Genomic DNA, 25,311 nt, shown 5'->3' on the forward strand with positions numbered 1-25,311 from the left:
AGCATAAGGAGCGCAAGCGATTTTACATATTTTTGCCTACTGTACTACGTATTTGACACTCAATGTTACGCAAAGCCTCTGCAACTGTTATAACCGCTAGTAACCTTGGCTTTTCCTAACTTCGACTTAGCGAGTCAACCTCTATACTGCATTATCGTTCAAAGAGATGTCATCTCATACTGAGGCATCGCCAGTCATAAATATCTGTGTCCTTGTTGATTACCAAATTGTAAAGTAATAATTTTCCAACTGACAGAAACTAGCGTTACTTTTTATTATAAAGGCGTTACTATAAGCAAAATATCACTGCACCTTTTGGGTCAATTTTGACTCTTGTTTGTCTTTTGCCTCTAATTTGCCAAATATAAAACGGATTATTTACATGAAGCGTTCTACGTTGTCTCACTCTTTTCTTAATATCATTCTGGTGTTCATCGAGTCGGCGCTGACACTATTGTTACGTTTAGATCCCGAACTACGTAAAGCCGCTTACCCACTTGCCAAGCAAGGTACTGTCGTGGCGCTACGCTTGTATCTACCGCATGTTGAAGTGTTTGCCACTTTTAGCACCAAAGGCGTATTATTAGACGCAGAGTTACCTATTGACCGCAGCGAACCTGACGTCATCATTAATGCTTATAGCATCCAAGTGATCAATGCGATCACCACTCATGACAGCGAAACCACCGAAAAACTACAAATGCGCGGTGAGTCTGTTCAAGTACAGTTGGTCAAGCAGTTTATTATGCAGCTCGGTCTTGGCAGCTTAATTCAAGGTCTTATTAAAAAGATAAAAGGTGGCAAAGGTAAGACCAAGCCTACTGAAGCTGAAATGGCTGACAAAAAGGACAGCTATAAATTACGCATCAAAGAGCAACAAACCCAAATAAACACCTTGACTATTAAAAACCGTGAGCTTGAAATCACGGTTAAAGAGTTACAGAGCAAACAAAAAACCCTGATAATCGTCACCGTGGCTGCTCTCGTTATTATGATCGCAGCCATTATCGCGCTATTAATGAATTAATTTCGCCAACAACGACTTACCAATGTCAGCTTAATAATGAAAGGCTGCTTACTTTACCAAACGCGTTTGATGCCGATTAAGGCATATTAAATGCTTAGTATATTAAGCGCTTAGATGACTGGGGCGTATTGAACATTCAGCACGCCCTAATATAATTGATAGAAGTTAAAAAAACGTAATACTCGAACTTCAAGACTGTATTTTAGTATTTCAAAAATGCTAGGAATCAATATTTTCAACCTTATATCCCTTCCTTTTAATACCATTGTTTTTATCAATCATAGTGATAAGCTCGATTAACCATTCAACCACACTTTAATCTTGACTAAATTACTCAGGATTAAGTATAATTGGCTTAATCGTTGCACACATCGGGTTCATCATCTGCTGTTTAATAACGATAAGACACAACTTAGCGGTTATGTGATTCCATCAGTAGCTTTCATATTGCGCTACAAGCTGCCACCACTATCATTTTGCTAAGGTCGTTGTTAAATAAAAATGACTTAAAAGTTTGGAGATAACACATGCGTTTGACTACTCGAGGCAGATATGCCGTTACTGCGTTGCTAGATTTGGCACTACAAACCAGCCAACAAGACACTGCAGTCTCCTTATCTGATATCGCCAAGCGGCAATCGATTTCTATCTCTTACCTTGAACAACTGTTTTCCAAACTTCGTAAACGTGGTCTGGTCACTAGCATCCGAGGTGCAGCAGGCGGCTATCATCTAGCCAAACCATTGCATGAAATAGATGTCATGAGCATCATATCTGCCGTTGACGAGTCGGTTAATGCGATGCAGTGTGAAGGACGTGGCGACTGTCAAGGTGGTACAATGTGCTTAACCCATGATTTATGGTGTGCACTGTCCAATCATATCGAACAGTACTTGAAAAATATAACATTAGCGCAATTATTAGACATGGAAAATGTGCAGTCAGTGTCAGAGCGCCAGCACAGCTCTACCAAAGAGATTTCCATAAAAGATATCAACACTATTACCCTATCGAACAGCGAGGCAAACCCAGCATGAGCCAACATAACAACCTTATATACTTAGATTATGCCGCCACCACACCAGTTGCAAAATCAGTAGCTGCTAAGATGAGTGAGTATCTGACAGTAGATGGCATCTTTGGTAATCCAGCCTCGCGCTCGCATGGCTATGGCTGGCAAGCAGAAGAAGCGGTAGAAACGGCGCGTCAACAAGTAGCTGAAGTCATTAACGCTGATCCACGCGAAATCGTCTTTACCTCTGGTGCAACAGAATCAGACAACCTAGCGATTAAAGGTGCAGCGCATTTTTATCAATCTCGTGGTAAGCATATCATTACCAGCAAAATCGAACATAAAGCGGTCTTAGATACGTGCCGTGAGCTTGAGCAAGAAGGTTTTGAGATTACTTATCTTGAGCCGCAGCCAAGCACGGGTCTTATTTTGCCAGAGCAAGTGAAAGAAGCCCTACGTGACGATACTATCTTAGTATCACTTATGATGGTAAATAATGAGCTTGGTACGATTACTGATGTCGCTGCCATTGGTGAAATCACTCGTGAAGCGGGTGTGGTCTTCCACGTCGATGGCGCACAATCTGTTGGTAAAGTATTGATTGACCTTGAAACCACGAAGATCGATTTGATGAGCTTCTCAGGTCACAAAGCCTACGGTCCTAAAGGTATTGGCGCATTATTTGTTCGCCGTAAGCCACGTATCCGCTTGAAAGCAGAGCAGCATGGCGGTGGTCATGAGCGCGGTATGCGTTCAGGTACATTACCGACGCATCAAATCGTTGGTCTTGGAGTAGCATTTGCTTTAGCCAATGAGCGTTATGAAGAAGACCATGCACATGCAGCCAAGCTACGCCAAAAACTGTGGGACGGTCTACAAGATATCGAAGAGATTTACCTAAACGGTGATCTTGAAAACAGTGTACCTAATATCGTAAACATCAGCTTTAACTTCGTTGAGGGCGAGTCTCTCATGATGTCACTCAAAGACTTAGCCGTATCATCAGGCTCAGCCTGTACCTCAGCGACGCTTGAGCCATCATATGTATTACGCGCTATTGGTCGCCCAGATGAATTAGCACATAGCTCAATTCGTTTCAGCTTCGGTCGTTATACCACAGAAGAAGATATCGATACTGTCATCAAACAAATGCATGAAGCGGTCGATAAATTACGTGCCTTATCACCACTTTGGGATATGTACCAAGAAGGTGTTGATTTAGATTCAGTCGAATGGGCTGAGCACTAAAATTACCGAAAGCAACGACATAGTTATCAAATAGAACCATTAAACGATTGATCAGACACTTATAAATCCAGTTTTTATAAATACCGTTTTTATAAATACCGTTTCTATTAACTAAATGTTTGACCCCAATTATCGATGAGTAGTTAGACATTTAAAGTCAGTAATTGACTACTCATCATCTAACTAGGAGAAAACCCCATGGCCTATAGTGACCAAGTTATTGATCATTACGAAAATCCACGCAACGTCGGCAATCTTGATAAAAATGCCAAAAATGTTGGTACTGGTATGGTTGGTGCCCCAGCTTGTGGCGATGTAATGCGCCTACAAATTCAAGTTGATGATAATGGCATCATTGAAGATGCACGCTTTAAAACTTATGGCTGTGGTTCAGCAATCGCCTCAAGCTCGCTCGTGACTGAGTGGCTAAAAGGCAAGAGCTTGGATCAAGCGGGCGAAATCAAAAACAACGATATCGCGAAAGAGTTGGCCTTACCACCAGTAAAAGTGCATTGCTCTGTACTTGCTGAAGACGCCATTAAAGCCGCTATTAGCGACTATAAAGGCAAGCACAGCGCAGCAGTAGAGACAGAAGAAGCGGCTAGCTAAACCTATTAGCGTAAGTATTGTACTTCTAAGTACACGGTCTTAATGGCCGTACTTTAGTAGTCGATGTATTGAACAGCTACTAACGCTAAAAAGGTGACAATAACGCTAATGTAATTGTCACCTTTTATTTTCTAGTGATTCTTAACTGGTCGTTATTAAGATTTTTTTGGCAAGTGCGCTATTTTCATTGCCAGTTTATACAGATTTTTTTGATTGATATTTATCATTGATAGTCAATGGGAGTTGGCATGATTGAAATGACAGAACGCGCCGCTCAGCATGTTCGAGACTTTTTGGACAATCGCGGCAAAGGTGAAGGTATTCGAGTGGGTATCCGTACCGCGGGTTGCTCAGGCTTAGCTTACGTTTTAGAGTTTGTAGATACCCCTGATGAAAATGACACGCGTTACGAAAGCCGCGGCGTTAACATCTTTATTGATCCTAAAAGTTTGGTCTATTTAGATGGTTTGTTGATGGACTACGAAAAAGAAGGTCTTAACGAAGGCTTTAAGTTCACCAATCCTAATCAAAAAGGCGAATGTGGTTGCGGCGAGTCTTTTACCGTTTAATGGTTCAAAGGTTAAAAAACCCTTGAGTTTAGAGTTTCCTGATTCTATATTCAAGCCATAATAAATATGTTCTCAGCTAAAGAAAACTTTCAAAATAAATAACAAGCAAGGCGTATGATATGACAGACATTACTGCAGAAGCCCAGTTTGATAACTTCTTTGCCCTATTTGAGCAGCCTGTACAGTTTGAAGTCAATCAAGAGAGTCTCGATCAGCATCTACGTCTGCTACAAAAACGTTATCATCCTGATAATGTCAACAAGAATCTAGCCAATACTACGCAAGCGCAACAGCAGTCTGAGCAGGCCTCAGCGTTAATCAACCAAGCCTACCAAGCGCTAAGTGCGCCTGATAGTCGTGCTAGCTATCTACTAGACATGGCAGATCAAGCACAGAATCTAGAGCATTCAATTGCAGACTTGGACTTTTTAGAAGATGCGATGCAGATGCGCATGGATTTAGATGACGCTATCGAGGGTAAGGATCGTGCGACATTGCAACAACTACACCCTCAAATCACCGAACGACTGGCAAAACAGTCTAAGCGTTTTAATGATGCTTACCAAAACCAAGATTGGCAAACGGCGATTGATGCGACACAAAAACTGAAATTCTTAGTCAAATTAAATGCTGACGTGACTACTGGTATCGATGAGTTAGCAACTGCTGAGCATTCAGATGATGATGATTTATACGTCTAACTAACTGACGTATAAGCTTGTTAATTTATTTTATATGCCAAATTTATTTATAAATGGTATTAGCTTATAACGCTTATTTGAAAACTATATTATAAGCGATGGTTAAAATAGTCACAGCGATGCCGTATAATCCCTTATTTTAAGCACTTTTAATCGCTAAGTATCTTCGTTTTCACGTGCATACAACGCAGTTAAACTACAATAGTGCGCTTATCATATTTGTTTCATTTCACTTATTCATTTTATCTTTTTCATTTTATCTTTGAGTTATCTTATGTCTTTATTGCAAATTGCCGAACCCAATCAAAGCGCCCAACCCCATCAGCATCGTTTTGGCCTAGGAATTGATCTTGGTACTACGCGCTCATTGGTCGCGGTAGTACGCTCAGGCAAGGCGCAAGTCTTAGAGGCAAGCGCAGCTACCGATACCTTATTACCTTCTGTGGTCTATTATCCAAGTATAGGTAAGCCGTTGGTTGGCTCTGATGCATTAGCCCACTTAGCGGATGATCCAAAAAATACGATCGTCTCGGCTAAACGTTTTATGGGTCGTAGTCAAGCTGATATCAAATTCTCTCATCCTTATGAGTTAAGCGGCAGCAAAGATGACATGCCAGCATTTGTGACGGCTCAAGGTGAAGTATCGCCTGTTGAAGTATCAGCACGTATTTTAGCAGCGCTTGAGCAACGGGCAGCGAGCGCATTGCCTGCAGACAGTATCGAGGGTGCGGTCATTACTGTCCCTGCTTATTTTGATGAAGCCCAGCGTCAAGCGACCAAAGATGCAGCCCAAGCGGCTGGTATTAATGTTTTACGTCTGCTAAATGAGCCTACTGCTGCTGCCGTCGCCTATGGTCTCGACCAGTCAACGCAAAACGGCGATAAAGAAAGTTATTATTTAATTTACGATCTGGGTGGCGGTACTTTTGACGTTTCTATCTTAAAGCTGACTGATGGTGTCTTTGAAGTACTGGCAACTGGCGGTAATAGTGCATTAGGTGGTGACGACATCGATCGTCTAATGACCAATTGGCTTATCAAGCAATTAAATATCGATCCTAAAGATGTGAGTCGTCATGATAAATCGATACTCGCCCAACAAGCCAAGGCTTATAAACAAGCCCTGACGGATGCTGAACAAGTCAATATTGACATCACTGTCAACGAGCAATCTTATCAAGGTGTGCTGCGCCGTACAGATTTACTGGCTATTGCAGAGCCAGTGAGCCGCCGTACATTGAGCGTATGCGAACAAGTCCTGCGTGATGCCAAGCTTTTGAGTGCTGATCTAGACGAAGTAATTTTGGTCGGTGGCTCTACTCGTATGCCTGCTATACAACAAGTCGTGACAGAGTTTTTTGCCAAGCAACCACTTTGTCGTCTAAATCCCGATGAAGTCGTGGCTTTGGGTGCTGCCCAAACGGCGCATCAATTGGTCAATGGCGATAGTAATAACAACCTATTATTGTTAGACGTAACGCCGCTATCGCTTGGTCTTGAGACCATGGGCGGCTTAGTTGAAGTACTGATTCCACGTAATACGCCTATTCCTGTCAAAAAACGCCAAGTGTTTACCACCTATCAAGATGGTCAAACAGGCATGGTGATTCATGTGGTACAGGGCGAGCGCGAGACAGTAGATAACTGCCGTTCATTGGGTCGTTTTGAGCTATATGGTATCCCGCCGATGAAAGCTGGATTTGCTCGTATTGAAGTGACCTTTAGTATCGATGCGAATGGACAGCTAACCGTCAGTGCACAGGAAACCACAACCAAGACAGAAAGTAAGATTGAGATTGTGCCTTCTTATGGGTTATCAGATGGGCAAAAAGAGCAATTGCTCGTCGCAGGATTCAAGCATGCAAAAGAAGATAAAAATACACGTTCTTTAATCGAGACCAGAGTAGAAGCGGAGCGTGAAGTATTAGCGCTACAATCTGCCCTTAAAGAATTTGCAGCCTTATTGTCTTCTGAGGAGCAGCATTCATTGGCTGAGCAAATACAAGTGTTGCAGACAACGCTCAGTACTGATGATTTGGCACTTATCGAAGCACAGCAAGCAAAGCTCAAGCCTCACAGTGATGCTTTTGCTGCCCGTATTATGAATCAAAGCGTCAAAGCCAGCATGGCAGGCACGAATGCCCAAGATTGGTAGCAGATACATTTAAAATGTGATTTAGTCACCATACTAAGCTCATTTCTTATATTTTTATTCTTTTAATTGATTAGCACTGGAAAGACGATTTATGCCAAAAATTACCGTACTACCGCATCATGAAATTTGCCCTGAAGGCGCTGAAGTCGAGCTAGAAGCTGGCAGCAACTTATGTAAAGCGCTATTGGAAAAAGGCATTAAAATTGAACATGCATGTGAGATGTCAAAAGCCTGCACCACATGCCATGTGGTCGTCCGTAAAGGTTTTAATAGCTTAGATGAAATGGATGATATTGAAGCCGATTTATTGGATCGTGCTTGGGGATTAGAGCCTGACTCACGCCTATCTTGTCAGGTTATGCTCGATGATGAAGATTTAACCATCGAGATTCCTAAATATACGCTCAACCATGCAAAAGAAAACCACTAAACGCTAACCGTAAAATTCATCTGACTGTTATATTGCAAAAGCCAGCTATCATAATAATAGCTGGCTTTTTTGCGCTTGATTTTATAAACATTATTTTTGGATGATTATTTATGACGATTGTCATTGATTGTCATTACGTTTGCTTGCTGCCGCTATGTCAGTTGCCACTTTTTCTTGCTCCTGCTCGACACGCTCAAGCGCAAAATTTAAGCGTGCTCTGATATCTTGATAATCATTATCCTTCATATCTTTAAAATTTAGATGCAAATTGAAACCTGGTAATGTGTGATCAACCCACTTTGATAAATGACCTTTATACGTATCTGGATCCAGCACTTGCCACGCATTTACCTTGCTATCAAAACCCTTTAACTTGAACGCACCCGCATGCTGACAGTCATAATTATGACAGATATAATCGTAGGTACTCTCACTGACCAGTATCTCATCTTTACCAGCGCTCGACTCCAGTCTTGCCGCTAGATTGGCCTCTTTACCAATAAGAGTATAGCTTAGACGATTATTACTACCAAAATTACCCACATGGCAATAACCTGTGCTGATGCCAATACGGATGTACAACCCCTCAAAGCCCATCAAGCGCCATTTTTGCCTCAGTGTACGCATTTCACGACGCATGTCTATTGCCATTGCAATACAGTCTAAAGCATCTTGGCGCGCACCGCGACTATTTGGCTCACCAAAAAAACACACCATGCCATCACCAATAAATTTATCAAGTACGGCGCCATGCTTGTTTGCTATCAATGTCATACAATGCATATAAGTATTTAAGATATCAGCCAAATTGTCAGCGCTCAAACTATCTGACAATTCCGTAAAGCCAACGATATCTGAGAACATAATCGTCAGCTTAGCGCGCTTATTAGCAACGGTAACTGGGCTATCAGATTTTACGATAGGCTCCCAAACTTGTGGAGGTATGAAGCGCGTCAACTTATTAATGACGGAGACCATCGTGCTTAAGCGCCCAACGGCCTGATGAGCACGAGTTTCATAACCAATATACTCTTGGTACACATGCCAAAACTGATACAGTATGACGATCATACTGGCTAATAATATTATTGGTGTGGTCCAGCCTTCGTGGCAATCTATGTCAGCATTGCTTAGGGTAACGCTAACATAATAGAAGACAATGACGGTTATTACAGAGACGGCAATCAGTTTTAAATGATTTTCAGGGCTACTAATAATAATTCTGAGTGCTATGAGCGCGGCTAAGCTAAGCGAAATAACCGTGCAAAACTGTATCGACCCAATAACTACCGATAGTAAAATGATAACAATGTTAGACGTCCAAAAGCTTTTTTGGCGGCGATAGTTATAAATCAAAATCATTAAACTTGGCAGACAAACAATAACGAGTAGTGCCATTGAAGTAGGTCTAAAATTAAAATGTACAGCGAGGAGTATGACCGTAAGTATTAAAACGAAGACTTCTGGATAGTCAAATCGATAAACTCCTTCATTTTTTGAAGAGTGATTTGGTCTCAGCGTGTCTAAAAAAGGCATATGAAGTATTCACTTACGTAAAACAGGCTATGTAAAAAATTAAAAGGCTTGAGGATAGCACACGCGTACTACCTGCCTCTATGCCAAGTTGTGTATAAAATTAATCAATGATTACATTATACTTTTTAAATACTATAAAACCCATGTCACTGATAGCCAAAAGCCTACCACTCATCACTCATCTTGTCTTAATACGCTACCAAATCGGGATTATAAGACATATCGTTTGAGCCAAATACAAAAAATCCAGACAATATTTATCCGGATTTCAAATACTTAAAACCTATTAATATATAAAAATTAGGGGCTGTAATAACTGAGCACAACGTTGGCACATAACCGTAAAACGACTAAGACACCAAAATAAGGCTTAACTTTAAACGTTTGGCCATTTTTCCAGTTATTTTGATGGGTCAATCGATGCCTAGTTAATCGATACCTAGCCAATAGAGTATCATTATCAATTTGCCAATCAACTTACCGACCTGTTACTACTCAGGTATTTATTACATTTGCCAGTCAAACGGCATCTGATGATGGCCACGTAGCGCCATCATTAACGTTTGCTGCATCTGCGCCAACACTTCTTTGGTATAAGGAATAGCAGGAACGCCCCATACTGGATTTGGCCATTGCATGTCGTTTTGATAGCGAACGATATGATGAAAATGTAGCTGTGGTACTTGATTACCGAGTGCAGCTACATTCATTTTATCAGCTTGAAAGGTCTTGGCTAGCTGACTCGACAACCAGCTTGACTCACGTAAAAACTGTGTTTGATCGGCTTCAGATAACTCATATAACTCTTTGATACCTGATACGCGCGGCACTAATATTAACCAAGGAAACTGGCAATCATTGATTAAACGACAAGTCGATAATGGGAAATCCCCCACTAAAAAGCTATCGGCAGCAAGTTTATGATGAAGTTGGAACATAATGACGGTTCTCTTGTTATGACACTCAGATAAATGGAATATAGATCTAGAAAAGCAGAATTTAATTTACTAAAAAACAATAGGCTAAATATAGGATGTCGCTATTTTATCAGTTATCCGACCGATAAAATAGCGCTATGACTCATTGTCTTGACGTCCTACTCGAGCACTGGCTAGCTGACTTATTGAGCTGATTGAATCTACCGAAAATCATTGCTGAGCTCTCAAAATGCCGAAATGCCAAAACAACTACGCTGACTCTGCCACCATATGCTCGCTAAAATAGCGTAATAATTCTTGAATCGCGGTGACGCGCTGTTGCGGCGTTGCCAGTTTATCAGCATCTTGATAACGAATACCAGAAGCACCGTTCATACGATAACGCTGACCATTGCTCTGAATCAACTTAATAATTGCCAAGGCATCGACTGGAGTATCAGGCGCAAACTCTAACGTCATGCTATTACTACTTGCATCAATCTTATTAATCTTTAGCGGCTCAGCTTGTATACGCAGTCCGTGGATGGCGAATAACTGCTTAGTTTGCTCTGGTAATGTACCAAAACGATCAATCATTTCGGTACGAATATCAATCAACGCCTCTTTATCATCGGCATTACTGATGCGTTTATAAAACAACAAACGCTGATGCACATCGTGTAGATATTCTTCTGGTATCAATGCCGAGCTATGCAGATTAATCTCGCTGGTCAGCGACAATGGTGTACTTAAATCAGGCTCTTTACCCGCTTTAATCGCCTTAGTTGCTCGCTCCAGCATGTCCATATATAAACTGAAGCCAATCGCCTGCATATTACCGCTTTGCTGCTTACCGAGTATCTCACCAGCACCGCGAATTTCTAAGTCTTCGCTAGCCAGCATAAAACCTGCACCTAGCGTATTGGCACGTTCAATCGCATGCAATCGGCGCTTAGCATCGCCTTTGAGACCTTTGATAGAAGGCACAAGTAGATAACAATACGCTTGATGATGACTACGACCGACACGACCACGTAACTGATGCAGCTGCGCCAAACCAAACTTGTCGGCGCGCTCAATGATAATAGTATTGGCATTGGGCACATCGATACCCGTTTCGATAATGGTTGAACAGACTAGCACGTTGAATTTTTTATGATAAAACTGCTGCATCACTTGTTCAAGTTGGCGCTCTTGCATTTGCCCGTGAGCGACCCCTACTCGCGCCTCAGGAACCAATTCACGTATGGTTTCTGCCATACGCTCAATGCTCGCCACATCATTATGTAATAAATAAACCTGCCCACCGCGCAATAGCTCACGCAAGATGGCCTCTTTCATTAAAGCATCAGTTTTTTGCATGACAAAGGTTTTAATCGCCAAACGTCGTGCTGGAGGTGTCGCGATAATTGACATATCACGCATACCTGAGAGCGCCATATTGAGCGTTCTAGGGATCGGTGTCGCTGTCATCGACATACTATCCACATCAGTCTGAATCGCCTTGATACGCTCTTTATGGCGCACACCAAAGCGATGTTCTTCATCGACAATCATCAAACCTAGATTTGAAAACTTCACATCAGGTTGTAATAGTTTATGGGTGCCGATGACAATATCGACTTTACCTGCTGCTAAATCTGTCAACACCGTTTCTTGATGCTTTTTGCCGCCAAAGCGCGATAGCGTCTCGATACGCACTGGCCAATCAGCAAAACGATCACGGAAATTGTCTTCATGCTGACCTGCCAGCAAGGTCGTCGGCACTAGCACCGCTACCTGATAACCGGCGCTGACAGCAATGAATGCTGCCCGCATAGCCACTTCTGTTTTACCAAAACCCACATCACCGCAGATGAGCCGATCCATTGGCTGGTTTTGTCGCATGTCTTCCATCACCGCATGAATGGCATTGGCTTGATCCGGCGTTTCTTCAAAGGCAAATTGACTGGCAAACAGCTCATACTGTGACGCATCTATTTTAAAATGAATACCGACTTTAGCTTCACGACGCGCTTGCATATTAAGCAGCTCGGCCGCTACATCATGGATTTGCTCAAGCGCTTTTTGCTTAGCCTTATCCCATTTTCCGCTACCAATTTTGTGCAATGGCGCAAGTGCTGGGTCACCGCCACTATAACGGTTAATCATTTGCAAATTAGCAACGGGCACATAAATACTGGCATCATCAGCGTATTTTAAGTGAATAAACTCTTGCTCACCATCGCCGACATCTAGTGTAATCAGGCCATTATAACGCCCAATACCATGCTCGATATGAACCACTGGGCTGCCTTCGGTTATTTCGGTCACACTCTTAACCAAAAACTCTTCTGACACCCCGCTTTGACGACGACGGCGTGTTTGCAGCACTTGCCGACCAAATAATTGCGTCTCACTAATCAGCACTAAACGCTCAGGAACATATACCCCACGTTCAATGGGCGCAACGGTTAAACCAACCTGCGGCAGCTTATTACCTTTAACATTGTTGGTTTTATCCGCTGCTAGAAACGCCTCAAAGCTATCATAAGCTTTGATATCGATTTTGCCTTTAAAAAGTTCAATAAGAATCTCACGACGACCCGCTGTTTCAGCAACGATCAATACTGGCGTCGCTGTTTGCGCTTGTAACTCTAAAAATTCTAATAGCTGGGTAAGAGGCTCAGCCTTTTGGTGATTAACGGTCAATTGTGGCGGCTCTTGCGCACTGAGCGTCACCAAGCCTTGCTGCTTATTTGCCGTCAGTGGCAATTGAGGCTGCAAATCTGACTGGTGATCAACTTGTAACAACGAACTGTCTACTAACAATGAAGCATCTTCCAATAACGAATCATCGCTGTCAATCGCAGCGACATCCGTCATGCTAGCCAGCTCAGTGCGCGCACTGAGAATCACCCGTGGATAATGATTAAGATGCTCATTTAAAGTATTCGATAGCAAATATAACCATTCAGGCGCGACAATAGGTTTATCGATATCATGACGGCGCTCTTCATAGCGGCGCTGAATTTGTGACCAGTAATCTACCTGCTTTTCATTAATCAATTCATCAGTGATAAACAGCGCATCGCTTGGTAAGTAAGCAAACAAGCTACTCTCTGCTGTCCACGCTTTTAAATCAAAAAATAGCGGCTGATAATATTCAAGTCCGCTACTAGCGATACCTGCCATGACGTCTTTATGTAGCTCAAACTTGCGGCTGCTCGCATTAGGGAACATCGTGGCGAAGTTGGTACGAAACGTCTCACGCCCTTCATCAAGCGGAAATTCTTTAGCGGGTAGTATTTGGAATTGTTCGATAGGTTTTGAGATATCTGGCAACTTGTGTAGCAGTGATAGTGACTCTTTGCCCATACTACTATCGTTGCCGCTCATCATTGTTTTGAGGTCATCAACGGTCAATGTCCGCTGGGTTTGCGGATTAAAAAAACGAATGGTCTCAATCTCATCATCAAACAAATCTAAACGTAGTGGGAACGGCTGACCCATGGCAAAGATATCAATGATGCTGCCACGTACCGCGAATTCACCCGGCTCAAATACATTCTCAACGGCGCGGTAGCCTGCCTTTGCCAGCAATCCGCGCTGGGTATTGATATCAAATCGATCACCAACACTCAAATCAAAATGCTGCCCTATCAGCCAGCTTGGAGGTGCGACACGATGCATCAACGCCTGAACTGAGATGAGCAGCACGCCTGACGTTGGCATATCGGTTAATAGATTGATACGCTCACTAACAATATCTTGATGCGGTGACAGCTCATCATAGGTCAACGTCTCCCAATCGGGGAACACATAAGCATCGACGCCGCAAAATGCCAATTCTGTTTCTATCTGGTTAAGCTGGTTTTGGTCACGAGTTACCACGACTTTTAATCGGTCGGCAACATTCCATAGCGGTGTTTGCACCAGACTTGCTAGCCACAAACTGCTGACTGCACCATGCACAGGTGCCAGCCAACGCCGCTCGGCATTCTGGATAGGAAACAACTGCTGGTTAATTGGTTCAAACGCGTCAGTCAAAGCAGTGATAGGCATAAAGAGTAGGATCAACGTTAAGAGTCAGAGAGCTATTATACGAATATTTCAGCAATTACCAAAATTTATGCCGTAACGGTTTGTCACTTAGCATTTTACTTCTTATCAAACACTGCTGAAAAACCTTAAAAATACCTATGACAGTCTATAAGCTATCACTACAGCATTGAAGTTGTCACTCAATAAAAAAACCTCAACGGTTAAGCTGAAGTTTTTTATTATTAATTATTAATTATTAATTATTAATTATTAATTATTAATTATTAATTATTGTTAAATGACAAGCCATTTTTAAATTAATGGCTTGTCGCTAGCAATAATGCCATTGTTGTCTGCATAGACAAACATACCAGAATTTAATGTTAAATCACCAAAGCTAATTTCAATATCGGTTTGACCTTCATCACGGCGATTTGATTTACGCGGGATACAGCCAAGTGCCATGACACCAAGATCCATCTGCGCCATATCATCAACATCGCGAACACAGCCATACACAATGACTCCTACCCAACCATTATCAATCGCTGACTGCGCAATCATGTCGCCTAGCAGCGCACAACGCATTGAACCACCACCGTCAACTACCAATACCTTACCGTTACCATCTTTGTCTTTACCATCGCTATTTAGCAATGATTTGACGCGACTATTGTCTTCGAAGCATTTCACCGTCACAATTTCACCACAGAACTTGTCCTTGCCACCAAAGCTATGAAAAGACTTACCTTCGATATTAGGCAAACACACCTGCGACTCAGAATTGGCATCCAATAAATCACAGGTCACAAAGTTCTCTTTATCCATTGTTATTGATTCTGGCATGTCTGACATAGTGACGCTCCTTGTTATGTATGATTGGTTATTCATGACTGATTATTTATGACTAGGGCTTAATTTTAATTGTTTCTTCAACTTAATACTTAGGCTATTTTTTAACTTTAGTCATCGCTAGCATTTGCTTATTTTCGATGACATCAGTGGTTTGGATAGCAGGTTCAGTACGGTATTTATTACGCTGATAAACATCATGCGCACTCATCGCCATGGCAATGGCAACGCGTTTGGCGGAAATGGGATGCAGTGACAATGATTCTGAAACTAAGGGCGATATCAGCTGAAAGGCTTTTTGACCAATACTTTCAAGCGGACGACCTTTATGCTTGCCAAGTAACAAGGACGGACGGAAAATAACTAGCTGCGTAAAACCTAGCGCCATAATAGACTGCTCAGTTTCAGCTTTTACGCGATTGTATAAAAACCGACTATGAATATCAGCATTCATAGATGATAACAAAAAGAAATTTTCAACACCTTTTTCTTGGCACAGTTTGGCAAAATTGACATTATAATCATGATCAACCTTTCGAAAGGCCTCATCGCTACCAGCCTGCTTCTTAGTCGTACCAAGACAGCTAAAAGCGTCCGTCTTTCGATCAACGCCAACGCTGGCAAATATTTCAGCCAAATTATCAAAATCATTAACCTGATAAAAACGCATGCTGGTATTGATATAGCGTGGCGGACGCCTTGCAATCACAATTAACGTGTCATAAAGCTCACTAAGCTGTTTGACAAGATGCTGTCCGACCAATCCTGTCGCGCCAATTACAATTGCTTTTCGCTGCATAGCCTATCCATTTATAGTGTGTTGGAAAATAGATGATAATGAAAGATCTGATTTTAAAGCCTATCACCAAAGCTTTTCATCTTAGGGTGTATCATCATTTTTAAAATGGTGATAACAATGAGATAAATCATAGTCAAATGAGGAAAATAGCGCAGATACTATCAGAATGTTAAATAGTATCGGGATATTAACCAGCTATTTGACATTTTTTTTAACATTGTTTGGCAAGATTCAGCCACTTTTAGCCCATTTAGATGTCCATCGATTGAATTGAGGACATGCCCTAGTATCATACCTAAATTAACGCATAACTGAGGGTATTCTATAGAATTTATTGTAAGAGATTTTATCGGCTAAGCGATTTATTCACTCATAATCGGTTTTTAGTGCAACAATATTGATAAATACTTCAAGAAACAGTTGAGTAGAGACACAAAAAACTGTCGTATATATGATCACACAACTTCTTTAAGCATTAATCATCAAATATATTGTTCTAAGGGCGATAATTTGCTAAGATAACCGGCTTTACACGTTAACGCTGTTTAATTATTCCAAACAGTTTTGGCGCTTGCGATGCTCTATTGCTAATTTAGGTGCCTTTAATAACAGATAGGTACTTTAATATTAGACATCGACATCATGTTTGGCGAGACGGCTGCTCGTTACCGATGATGGTTAAACCCTTTTTTATTGTAATCCACATTCATATTTTTATCTGTCTTTATCAAGGAGATTCGCGTGGCTAATACTGCACAAGCTCGTAAACGCGCCCGTCAAAACACCAAACGTCGTCAGAACTCTGCGTCACAACGCTCTATGGTTCGTACTTACTTAAAACGTGTTGATGCGGCTATCGCAGCTAAAGATTATGACGCGGCTACCGAAGCTTACAAAAAAGCGGTACCAGTTCTTGATCGTATGGCTGACAAAGGTATTATTCATAAGAATAAAGCTGCTCGTCGTAAGAGCCGCCTGAACAAAACCATCAAAGGCCTACAAGCTTAAGATTGTTAACGTTTAGACCACATCTCGCCTTTATAGCGTGATGACTAAAATCTTGTCACTGGTTCTAATACTGGGGCAAGGTTTTTTTATGTCTGATTGAAAAATGAGTAGTAATCTTTTAAATAGTATTTAGATTAAATAGTATTTAGATCCACTTTACTTCTGGTGGTAAGAGCAATGTATTAGGATGAAAGCCAGCAGCACGGTAGTCTTCTAATAAAGTATGAATCGGGCGCACATACACTTGACCGCGCCAAACGAAGTATGCACTTGCTTGTTCAAACGGCTTATCATCAAACCACAAAAACACGCCTTCCATCATCTTTGGCCAATCATTCCAATCAATCTCGACCACATCAAACATCACTGCTAAAAAAGCAGACAACAAAGTATCATGACTAACAGCAAGCATGAGATGCCCTTGCTGCGGCTGATATTGATAAAACAGCGATAAAATATCGAGACCGCCTTGGTAAGCGTTTTTGGTACCTTCAAGATTGCCTTGCAAAAATCGATTGATAAAGTTGAGCACGCCAATTTCTTTAAATACTGGATTTGCTATTTCAGGCTCAGTCACTAGGCTACCAGGCTCGACCAACAATGACTGATGCGTAATATCACGTTGTAGTCCCGCACCTGCTTGCATCAGCTGCGCCGTGTCAATACAGCGTCCAATCGGACTTGAGATACTGTCTACATCAAGCGAGTACGGTAAATGCCCTGCCAACCAACGCCCCCAAGACTTCGCTAGTACTCGACCTTTAGGTGTTAGGGGTAATTGATAACTGGCAAAACCATTGCCATCAGAGCGTTCACGTAAGGAATGTCTGGTAAATAAAATCAGCCGTTTATCTTCAGGCAATAAGCTGACTGAGGAAATCATACTATCAGGCAAGTGCGAAGGCGCCGGAGCACTTGGAGTATGACTCGCAAGCTTTTCAGCAGACAGTTTTGAGGGAGTGTTATTGAGATATTTGCTCATGGTAGCAAGCGTAGCAGATTTTTTGATATGAATGAACAAAATATCAGTTAAATTGTAATATTGCTTACGAGTCTAGGCGGTTAGACTTTAAAATAAGCGTTATTTTATATTCGCTATTTTAAAAAGACAGATCAAGGTGACAAATAACTAAAAAGATATCTGCTTTTAAATGATTAAAATTACTTAGCCGATATCAATGACTTTGTCCCATGCGAACGCTAATGCAGTGCTGCTCACCTCATTTGGATACGCACGTGGATTGACAATGATTCGTGTATTACCAATACGGTAGTCAAATGCTTCGTGTGTATGTCCATGTACCCATAGTATTGGCGCCCAATCTTCATGCATCCAGCCAGACAAATCACTGACAAAAGCTGCGTTACTTGGTAGATTCGCATACTTCTCAGACACCGATAATGGACTGATACTATGATGACTCATCACAACAGTTTTTTTACCAAGTGTTTTGGCGGTGATCAATGCTTGCTTTAACCATTGACGCTGCTTAGCATGGATTTGCATCGATATTTCAGGTGAAAAAAGCTCGCCTCCAGCATAGATTTGTTTATAGTCACGCATAAAGCGCATAGCAGCAGCTATAGTATCTTCATTGGCCTGATATTGGTAATCTGTCCATAAAGTACAACCTAGGATACGTATGTCACCAATATCAATATGTTGACACTGTAGAAAACGGACGCCTTGCTGCGACTGGGCATTATAATTATCCCAAGTCGCCAGCTTTTTATCAAAATGTAGCACATCTTCATTAAAGTATTCATGATTACCAGCTATCGTAATCACAGGCACTTGCAAACGTGCTGCCTGCTCTTGTAGCCATGGCATACCACTATCGCTGTTGGCAGTATCACCCGCGACTAATACCACGTCTGCATCAGTTTTGGGAATATGCCCTAGCGGATGTGACTGACGCGCATAACTGTCAATATGTAAGTCACTTAAAATCTGTAATTTCATAAGTTCTAATATCATTAAATAAACATAAATAGTTTAGCACTTTTTGATATACCCGCAAAAATTAAAAAAAGACAGCGGATTAGGCTGTCTTTTTTATCATGCTGATACTATAAAATGCTAAACACTTTGTAAATATCCAAATATTTTATAAGTATCTAAATATCTCGGAGTATCTTTTGTAATTTAGCCGCAGGATCTGCTGCCTGAGTAATTGAACGACCAATCACCAAATAATCAGAACCATCATCTAACGCCTGTTTCGGTGTGCAAATACGCTTTTGATCATCTGCATTATCGTCTAGCAAGCGAATACCAGGGGTAATCAATTTAAAATCCTGACCACATAGTGTCTTGAGCGTTTTAGCTTCTTGCGCTGAACAGACCACACCATCAAGACCCGCTTGCTTGGTTAATTGTGCCAATCGACTCACTTGCGCATCTAGACCATCGGTAATACCTGTTTGCATCAATGCTTGATTATCCATAGAGGTCAGCACGGTGACGGCTATCAGCAAGGTATCAAAATTACCGTCTAACAAGCGCTGTTTAGCCAATGACATCGCCTCTAAGCCCGCGCTGGCATGCACATTCACCATCCATACGCCAAGCTCAGCTGCCGCTAGTACCGCTTGAGCGGTAGTATTAGGAATATCATGGAATTTCAAGTCTAGAAATACGTCAAAATTACGCTGATGTAGCGCCTTAACTATCTCAGGACCACAGCGAGTAAATAGCTCTTTACCCACTTTTAAGCGGCATGATGTTGGATCTAACTGATCAGCTAATGCTACCGATGCCTCCATCGTCATATTATCTAAGGCAACGATGACTGGGGAGTTCATTGTATTATTCATGGTTTTACCATATCTATATCAGAATTATCAAAACACTATATATGGACTGCTCATAGATCAGTACAGAATATAATTTAGTCTCGTTTTTGTTTGGTAAGTGTCGCGCCTTCATCTACAGTAAGTACTTCTGCGTCTTGCACTTGCACATTGGTTGCTGTCGAACCATAAACAGCTTCTTCCAACGTTGGTGCACTTGCTTGGCGATCAATGACAGCATTGGCTTGTGTCAGTTGCGCTTGGAGGTTCACATTCGCTTTTTGCAAACGCGAGATTTCCCACTTATTCTGTAAGACACGGAAGATAAGCAGTGCCAACAAGATGCCGATAACAATACCAAGCATAAGGCATAAAATCAGCAGCAATCCTAGATTCATCGTCGGTGCTTGCGAGAATAATAAATTTACGCCAACTTCGGTATTATTTGCCAACACCAAGCCAAGTGCATAAGCAAAGCTCAAAAACAGCAATACAAATAGTAAAAAGCGCATGAGACGTCTACCTCGATTTGGAATGTCGTTAGTGTTTTAAAAATAGCACTTTAAAACCTTCATCAACCCACACATTTATATGCTTATAAACTCACTAGTGATAAATTCTAGCAAAAGTGGCTGGCAAGCACTCTTGTTGGCAATTTTACCCAATAAATACTTTATAACACACTTAGCTATTTGCTACTGTATCATTGACTGCTTCACGTAATGCTTTACCTGGTTTAAAGTGCGGTATCGCTTTGGCAGGTACAGGTACGCTTTCTCCTGTTTTAGGATTTCGACCCATACGGGCACGACGATGGTGCAGACAAAAACTGCCAAAACCACGAACTTCTACGCGTCCATCATTGGCTAACGTATCGGTCATCAAGTTTAATATTTCACGTACTGCATCATCGACTACAGTATCAGTCATATTGTCACAGTTCGCACTTAAATTACTAATAAATTCGGACTTGTTAATCGCTTGCTGCATTATTACGCTTGCCTTGTTGATTAATGGATAAGATGACTGTGAATTGGACCATCATTTTCGATAGCTTGTTACTTTTAAGACAAGCCATACATCAAGATCATAAGGATAAATAGCCATTCACTAAAATAATCTCAGTGTCTTAAATAAGTAATAATTCACATCTCGTTACTCAATGTTGCAAATGATAGCGGATATTACGGTAAATGGAAATAAGAGTTTGCCTGTTTGAGCAAAAACCTCATTGATTAATAGGACACTTAAAATTTAAGCAAAAAAAAAGCGACCATAGTCGCTTCTTTTATAATCTTATATCAATAACGTGCAGCTTACTGCATTTGCTCTTTGATCAAGTCACCAATTGTTTTTGGCTGTGCATCAGAACTGGCAGTAGTACTAGTCGTACTAGTGCTGCTTAGCTCTTTAATCGCTTGACGCTCTTCAGCTTCGTCTTTCGCTTTGATAGACAAGTTGATGTTGCGAGTTTTACGATCAACACTGATGATTTTCGCTTCAACGTCATCACCAACGCTCAAATGCTTAGTCGCATCTTCAACACGGTCACGTTGAATTTCAGAGGCACGTAGATACGCTTCAACTTCGTCAGCAAGCTCGATAGTAGCGCCTTTAGCATCTACTTCTTTTACTTTACCATTAACGATAGCACCGCGGTCATTGTTGACTAGGTATTCGTTGAATGGATCAGAGCTTAACTGCTTCACGCCTAGGCTGATACGGTTTGCTTCTGCATCTACTGACAATACCATTGCTTCAACGGTGTCGCCTTTATTGTAGTTACGGATAGCGTCTTCGCCAGTTTCGTTCCAAGAAATATCAGATAGATGAACAAGACCATCAATACCACCGTCTAGACCGATAAAGATACCGAAGTCAGTGATTGATTTGATCGTACCAGTGATTTTATCACCACGCTCATGTTTCTTATCAAATTCATCCCATGGGTTAGCTAGAGTCTGTTTGATACCTAGGCTGATACGACGACGTTCTTCATCGATATCAAGAATCATTACTTCAACTTCATCGCCCACTTGAACAACTTTTGATGGGTGGATGTTTTTGTTGGTATGATCCATTTCTGACACGTGTACTAGACCTTCAATACCTTCAGAAATCTCAGCGAAACAACCATAATCAGTTAAGTTCGTTACGCGTGCTTTAACCACACTACCCACTGGGTATGTGCCGCCAACGTTATCCCAAGGATCAGTACCAAGTTGTTTTAGACCTAGGCTAACGCGATTGCGCTCACGGTCAAACTTCAATACTTTAACTTTTAGGTCTTGACCAACTTCAACAACTTCAGATGGATGCTTGATACGGCGCCATGCCATGTCAGTGATGTGCAATAGACCATCGATACCACCTAGATCAACGAATGCGCCGTAATCAGTAAGGTTCTTAACGATACCTTCGATCTCGATGCCTTCTTCAAGCTTGTTCAATAGCTCTTCGCGCTCAGCTGAATTTTCAGCTTCCATAACTGCACGACGGCTAACAACAACGTTGTTGCGTTTTTGATCAAGTTTGATGACTTTGAACTCTAGCTCTTTGCCTTCAAGATGCGTGGTGTCACGGATAGGACGAACATCTACCAATGAACCTGGTAGGAACGCGCGTACTGAACCGATATCTACAGTGAAACCGCCTTTAACTTTGCTTGAAATGATACCTTTTACGATTTCATCATTGTCAGCGATTTTTTCAAGGAAGTTCCAAGTTTCAACACGTTTGGCTTTTTCACGTGAAAGCAAGGTTTGACCCATGCCGTTATCAACCGCTTCAACCACGACATCAACGCTATCGCCAACTTCAACTTCAAGTTCGCCTTCTTCGCTTAAAAACTCTTCACGAGCGACGATACCTTCAGATTTCAGACCAGTATCAACAGTGATCCAGTCGTTATCAATGGCCACAACAGTACCAGTGATAACCGAGCCACGCTCGATATCCAGACCTGTTTCTTCGATGCTCGCTTCAAATAGTTCAGCAAATGATTCCATTATGTCTACCTTTGTATAGCCGTATCCTGTCCAGCACAGTACGGATCAAATTTATGATTGCATAAAACGAGAATACTGGTTTTATATCCCATACAATCATATATAAAAACGTTTGTTGTTAGTAAGCACATAACTTATTAAACTCACTAGCAACAACTGTCTTATATTGCAATGCCTTATACTTTCAAATCTCTATGATTTAGAAAGAATATTTTTATCACTCTCTAGAGATTATTAGCGTCTACTACTGTGATTTTATACTAAAATCAAGCGTATAGGAAACTTTTTCATACTTACTAACTTGTTTTTATTAACTATTAAAGAAAATACCTTTATCCTGACAATGTCTTTTCACTTGTGCATAAACTGCATCAGCATCTAAGTTAGAGCTATCTAGTAGTAGAGCATCTTCTGCAGGCTTTGATGGTGCAGTCGACCGATTCTCATCACGATCATCACGAGCTTTAATTGTCGCTAAAATCGCGTCAAAATCTGCCGTCTGACCAGCATTTATTAACTGTGTTACACGGCGCTCGGCACGCGCTTCAGCACTGGCAGTCAAATACACTTTTACATCCGCATCTGGGAACACAACCGTCCCCATATCGCGACCATCAGCGACCAATCCAGAACGAGCTGCCATATCTTGTTGCAACTTTAGTAATGCTTGACGAACTTTTGGAAATACTGCTATTTGTGATGCATAGCCGCCCACGGTCTCATTACGAACCTGCTCACCAACCGCTTCACCATTCACTAAAATATCAACACGTCCTGATGCATTGTTAGGTACAAAAGCAATCTCTAGGCGCTGCGTTAATGCTAATACAGCCATCTCGTCAATGGCTTGGATTCCGTCTGCCGCAACTAATCCAGCTTCAAATGCTTTGAGTCCAACGATACGATACAGAGCACCTGAATCCAGCAGTTGATACTTCAATGCTTGGGCCAAACGCCACGTGACCGTACCTTTACCTGCTCCACTTGGTCCATCAATGCAGATAACTGGGTAGCGCAACACTGGCGCTTGGTTATCATTACTGCCAGAACTAAAGTTATCAAGTATAGCGTTATCAGCTGTAGAAACGGTCATAATACTCACTTAATAGTAGACGATACTGATACGGCTTAGTACATGCTAGCTGCAGAACAATATTTACTTATTTATCAAACGCTTGACAATTAATTCATCATTTCGTCATCAAATAGGGCGATATTATAGCAAAGAAACCTACCCATCACTAGCAGCAAGACTGATATCTTGTTAATTGCTTATATTGTCTTTCTTTTTGCCGCTTTTCGTCGTTCACGGAAAAAGGTCTTAAGCATCTGGCTGCTATGCTCACGACATAAGCCATTATGTACTTCGATAGCATGATTATAAAAAGGCTGCATCGGTAAATTTATTTGACTACCAACCATACCCGCTCGTGGCTCGCTTGCTGCATAAACCAATCTATCTACCCGCGCATGAATGAGGGCTCCGATACACATCGTACAAGGCTCTAAGGTAACGTATAACGTTGTCTGTAATGGTAAACGATAGTTTTTTAAGCGCGCACACGCTTCTCTTAATGCGACAATCTCCGCATGAGCGGTCGCATCGTGACGCCCAATCGGTTCATTAAATCCTTGACCAATAATCTGCTGATTATGTACCAGTATCGCCCCTACTGGCACCTCTCCACGCTCAGCACCTTGCCTAGCAAGTTTAAGAGCTATTTTCATCCAGCTCATATCTTGAAGCGACCAAAATGTGCTGGCTTGCATATCCTCAATAACTAACTGACTATTTACGGTTGGATATGGCTTCAAGCTTATATTTTGTTTATGTTTCATTTATTTTGACAACTATTGCGGTAATTGCCAATCGATAGGCGTTTGCCCATACTGTACCAGGTAATCATTGGTCTTAGAAAACGGCTTGGAACCAAAGAATCCACCACGATTGGCAGCAAGTGGTGATGGATGTACAGCGGTCAGAATAAGATGCTTATCAGTATTGATATATTTGCCTTTTTTCTGTGCTTTACTGCCCCACAATATAAATACGGTATGTTCTGTTTGTTCATTAACCACATCAATCACCGCATCGGTAAACTGCTCCCAACCTTTATTTTGATGACTATTTGGCTCACTTTCTCGCACGGTCAGAGAGCTATTTAATAGCAAAACTCCTTGCTGTGCCCAGTAAGTCAGGTCGCCATGTTTTGAGGGTGCGATACCAACGTCACTCGCCATCTCTTTTAACAAATTATTGAGTGAGGGTGGCTTTGGAATGGCTTTGGGCACCGAAAATGATAAGCCCATTGCCTGCCCTGGTCCATGATAAGGATCTTGACCTAGTATCACGACTTTAACTTGTGATAAAGGGGTCAGGTTTAACGCGTTAAATATTAAGGGTGCTGGCGGATAGATACTGTTTTCTGATTGATAGGCTTCTTTTAAAAATGCACGCAAGTCGTCCATATTGTTAGAAGTTAACTCATCTGCTAACGCCGTTTTCCAATCTTCTGGCAAGCGCACATTGTCTAAAATAGCCTGCTTTTGCGCTGGCGATTTTGGCGTTTGTTCATCGAATAATTCCATAGTATGTCCTTTTATATTTGTTATCGATTAGATAA

Annotated in this window: 23 protein-coding genes; 9 read left to right on the forward strand and 14 right to left on the reverse strand. The window is 41.6% G+C overall.

What is annotated here, in order from left to right:
- The first annotated feature begins 382 nt into the window (after positions 1-382).
- The 8 genes from C8D84_RS04450 to fdx all read left to right on the forward strand — a co-directional run bounded on the left by C8D84_RS04450 (position 383) and on the right by fdx (position 7,751).
- Positions 383-1,027, forward strand: coding sequence for a hypothetical protein (locus C8D84_RS04450; RefSeq protein WP_045451866.1), 645 nt, complete (start codon positions 383-385; stop codon positions 1,025-1,027).
- A 527-nt stretch (positions 1,028-1,554) separates the two neighbouring features.
- A complete protein-coding gene (locus C8D84_RS04455) occupies positions 1,555-2,064 on the forward strand; it encodes an Rrf2 family transcriptional regulator (RefSeq protein WP_045451863.1) in 510 nt (169 codons plus the stop codon).
- Complete coding sequence (locus tag C8D84_RS04460) at positions 2,061-3,287, forward strand: IscS subfamily cysteine desulfurase (RefSeq protein WP_109590373.1); 1,227 nt, start codon at positions 2,061-2,063, stop codon at positions 3,285-3,287. The genes C8D84_RS04455 and C8D84_RS04460 overlap by 4 nt, the downstream gene beginning before the upstream one ends.
- Before the next feature lie 198 nt (positions 3,288-3,485).
- Entirely contained in the window at positions 3,486-3,896 is a 411-nt protein-coding gene (gene iscU / locus C8D84_RS04465; RefSeq protein WP_055124404.1) for a Fe-S cluster assembly scaffold IscU, read from the forward strand.
- Between the two features lie 248 nt (positions 3,897-4,144).
- Positions 4,145-4,465, forward strand: a complete 321-nt coding sequence (gene iscA, locus C8D84_RS04470; RefSeq protein ID WP_045445072.1) for an iron-sulfur cluster assembly protein IscA — start codon at positions 4,145-4,147, stop codon at positions 4,463-4,465.
- Positions 4,466-4,584: 119 nt separating this feature from the next.
- Positions 4,585-5,166 carry a Fe-S protein assembly co-chaperone HscB gene (hscB, locus tag C8D84_RS04475; RefSeq protein ID WP_109590375.1) on the forward strand — a complete coding sequence of 194 codons (582 nt, stop codon included), beginning with the start codon at positions 4,585-4,587 and terminating at the stop codon, positions 5,164-5,166.
- 274 nt (positions 5,167-5,440) lie between these two features.
- Positions 5,441-7,321 (forward strand): Fe-S protein assembly chaperone HscA, encoded by a 1,881-nt coding sequence (gene hscA / locus C8D84_RS04480; RefSeq protein WP_109590377.1) that lies wholly within the window; start codon positions 5,441-5,443, stop codon positions 7,319-7,321.
- Between the two features lie 91 nt (positions 7,322-7,412).
- A complete protein-coding gene (gene fdx / locus C8D84_RS04485) occupies positions 7,413-7,751 on the forward strand; it encodes an ISC system 2Fe-2S type ferredoxin (protein ID WP_045445066.1) in 339 nt (112 codons plus the stop codon).
- A gap of 120 nt (positions 7,752-7,871) precedes the next feature.
- Here fdx and C8D84_RS04490 read toward each other — a convergent pair whose 3' ends face one another.
- The 5 genes from C8D84_RS04490 to C8D84_RS04510 form a co-directional block, all read right to left on the reverse strand.
- Positions 7,872-9,149 carry an adenylate/guanylate cyclase domain-containing protein gene (locus C8D84_RS04490; RefSeq protein WP_228244459.1) on the reverse strand — a complete coding sequence of 426 codons (1,278 nt, stop codon included), beginning with the start codon at positions 9,147-9,149 and terminating at the stop codon, positions 7,872-7,874.
- 644 nt (positions 9,150-9,793) lie between these two features.
- A complete protein-coding gene (locus tag C8D84_RS04495; RefSeq protein ID WP_045445060.1) occupies positions 9,794-10,225 on the reverse strand; it encodes an HIT domain-containing protein in 432 nt (143 codons plus the stop codon).
- Between the two features lie 249 nt (positions 10,226-10,474).
- On the reverse strand, positions 10,475-14,248 hold the full coding sequence (gene mfd, locus C8D84_RS04500) for a transcription-repair coupling factor (RefSeq protein WP_109590381.1): 3,774 nt from the start codon (positions 14,246-14,248) through the stop codon (positions 10,475-10,477).
- A 291-nt stretch (positions 14,249-14,539) separates the two neighbouring features.
- Positions 14,540-15,073: a ribonuclease E activity regulator RraA gene (gene rraA / locus C8D84_RS04505; RefSeq protein ID WP_109590468.1), complete on the reverse strand. Its 534-nt coding sequence runs from the start codon at positions 15,071-15,073 to the stop codon at positions 14,540-14,542.
- Between the two features lie 103 nt (positions 15,074-15,176).
- Entirely contained in the window at positions 15,177-15,878 is a 702-nt protein-coding gene (locus C8D84_RS04510) for an NAD-dependent epimerase/dehydratase family protein (protein WP_109590383.1), read from the reverse strand.
- Between the two features lie 741 nt (positions 15,879-16,619).
- Here C8D84_RS04510 and rpsT point away from each other — a divergent pair.
- Positions 16,620-16,886, forward strand: coding sequence for a 30S ribosomal protein S20 (gene rpsT / locus C8D84_RS04515; RefSeq protein WP_010200097.1), 267 nt, complete (start codon positions 16,620-16,622; stop codon positions 16,884-16,886).
- 145 nt (positions 16,887-17,031) lie between these two features.
- Here the strand turns inward: rpsT and C8D84_RS04520 are convergent, their stop codons facing one another.
- The 9 genes from C8D84_RS04520 to C8D84_RS04560 all read right to left on the reverse strand — a co-directional run bounded on the left by C8D84_RS04520 (position 17,032) and on the right by C8D84_RS04560 (position 25,276).
- Positions 17,032-17,868: a histidine phosphatase family protein gene (locus C8D84_RS04520; protein WP_109590385.1), complete on the reverse strand. Its 837-nt coding sequence runs from the start codon at positions 17,866-17,868 to the stop codon at positions 17,032-17,034.
- Between the two features lie 183 nt (positions 17,869-18,051).
- Positions 18,052-18,849 carry a metallophosphoesterase gene (locus tag C8D84_RS04525; RefSeq protein WP_228244461.1) on the reverse strand — a complete coding sequence of 266 codons (798 nt, stop codon included), beginning with the start codon at positions 18,847-18,849 and terminating at the stop codon, positions 18,052-18,054.
- Positions 18,850-19,004: 155 nt separating this feature from the next.
- Positions 19,005-19,703, reverse strand: a complete 699-nt coding sequence (gene pyrF, locus C8D84_RS04530) for an orotidine-5'-phosphate decarboxylase (RefSeq protein WP_109590389.1) — start codon at positions 19,701-19,703, stop codon at positions 19,005-19,007.
- Between the two features lie 74 nt (positions 19,704-19,777).
- Positions 19,778-20,191 carry a lipopolysaccharide assembly protein LapA domain-containing protein gene (locus C8D84_RS04535; protein ID WP_109590391.1) on the reverse strand — a complete coding sequence of 138 codons (414 nt, stop codon included), beginning with the start codon at positions 20,189-20,191 and terminating at the stop codon, positions 19,778-19,780.
- A 172-nt stretch (positions 20,192-20,363) separates the two neighbouring features.
- Entirely contained in the window at positions 20,364-20,669 is a 306-nt protein-coding gene (locus C8D84_RS04540) for an integration host factor subunit beta (protein WP_045445047.1), read from the reverse strand.
- A 326-nt stretch (positions 20,670-20,995) separates the two neighbouring features.
- Positions 20,996-22,687: a 30S ribosomal protein S1 gene (gene rpsA / locus C8D84_RS04545; RefSeq protein WP_055124414.1), complete on the reverse strand. Its 1,692-nt coding sequence runs from the start codon at positions 22,685-22,687 to the stop codon at positions 20,996-20,998.
- A gap of 310 nt (positions 22,688-22,997) precedes the next feature.
- Positions 22,998-23,780, reverse strand: coding sequence for a (d)CMP kinase (gene cmk / locus C8D84_RS04550; protein ID WP_109590393.1), 783 nt, complete (start codon positions 23,778-23,780; stop codon positions 22,998-23,000).
- A 179-nt stretch (positions 23,781-23,959) separates the two neighbouring features.
- Positions 23,960-24,526 (reverse strand): tRNA adenosine(34) deaminase TadA, encoded by a 567-nt coding sequence (gene tadA / locus C8D84_RS04555; protein ID WP_109590395.1) that lies wholly within the window; start codon positions 24,524-24,526, stop codon positions 23,960-23,962.
- Between the two features lie 12 nt (positions 24,527-24,538).
- Complete coding sequence (locus C8D84_RS04560) at positions 24,539-25,276, reverse strand: uracil-DNA glycosylase (protein WP_055124416.1); 738 nt, start codon at positions 25,274-25,276, stop codon at positions 24,539-24,541.
- Positions 25,277-25,311 lie beyond the last annotated feature (35 nt).

It is taken from the genome of Psychrobacter immobilis (genome assembly GCF_003148585.1).
Taxonomy (GTDB): Bacteria; Pseudomonadota; Gammaproteobacteria; order Pseudomonadales; family Moraxellaceae; genus Psychrobacter; species Psychrobacter immobilis.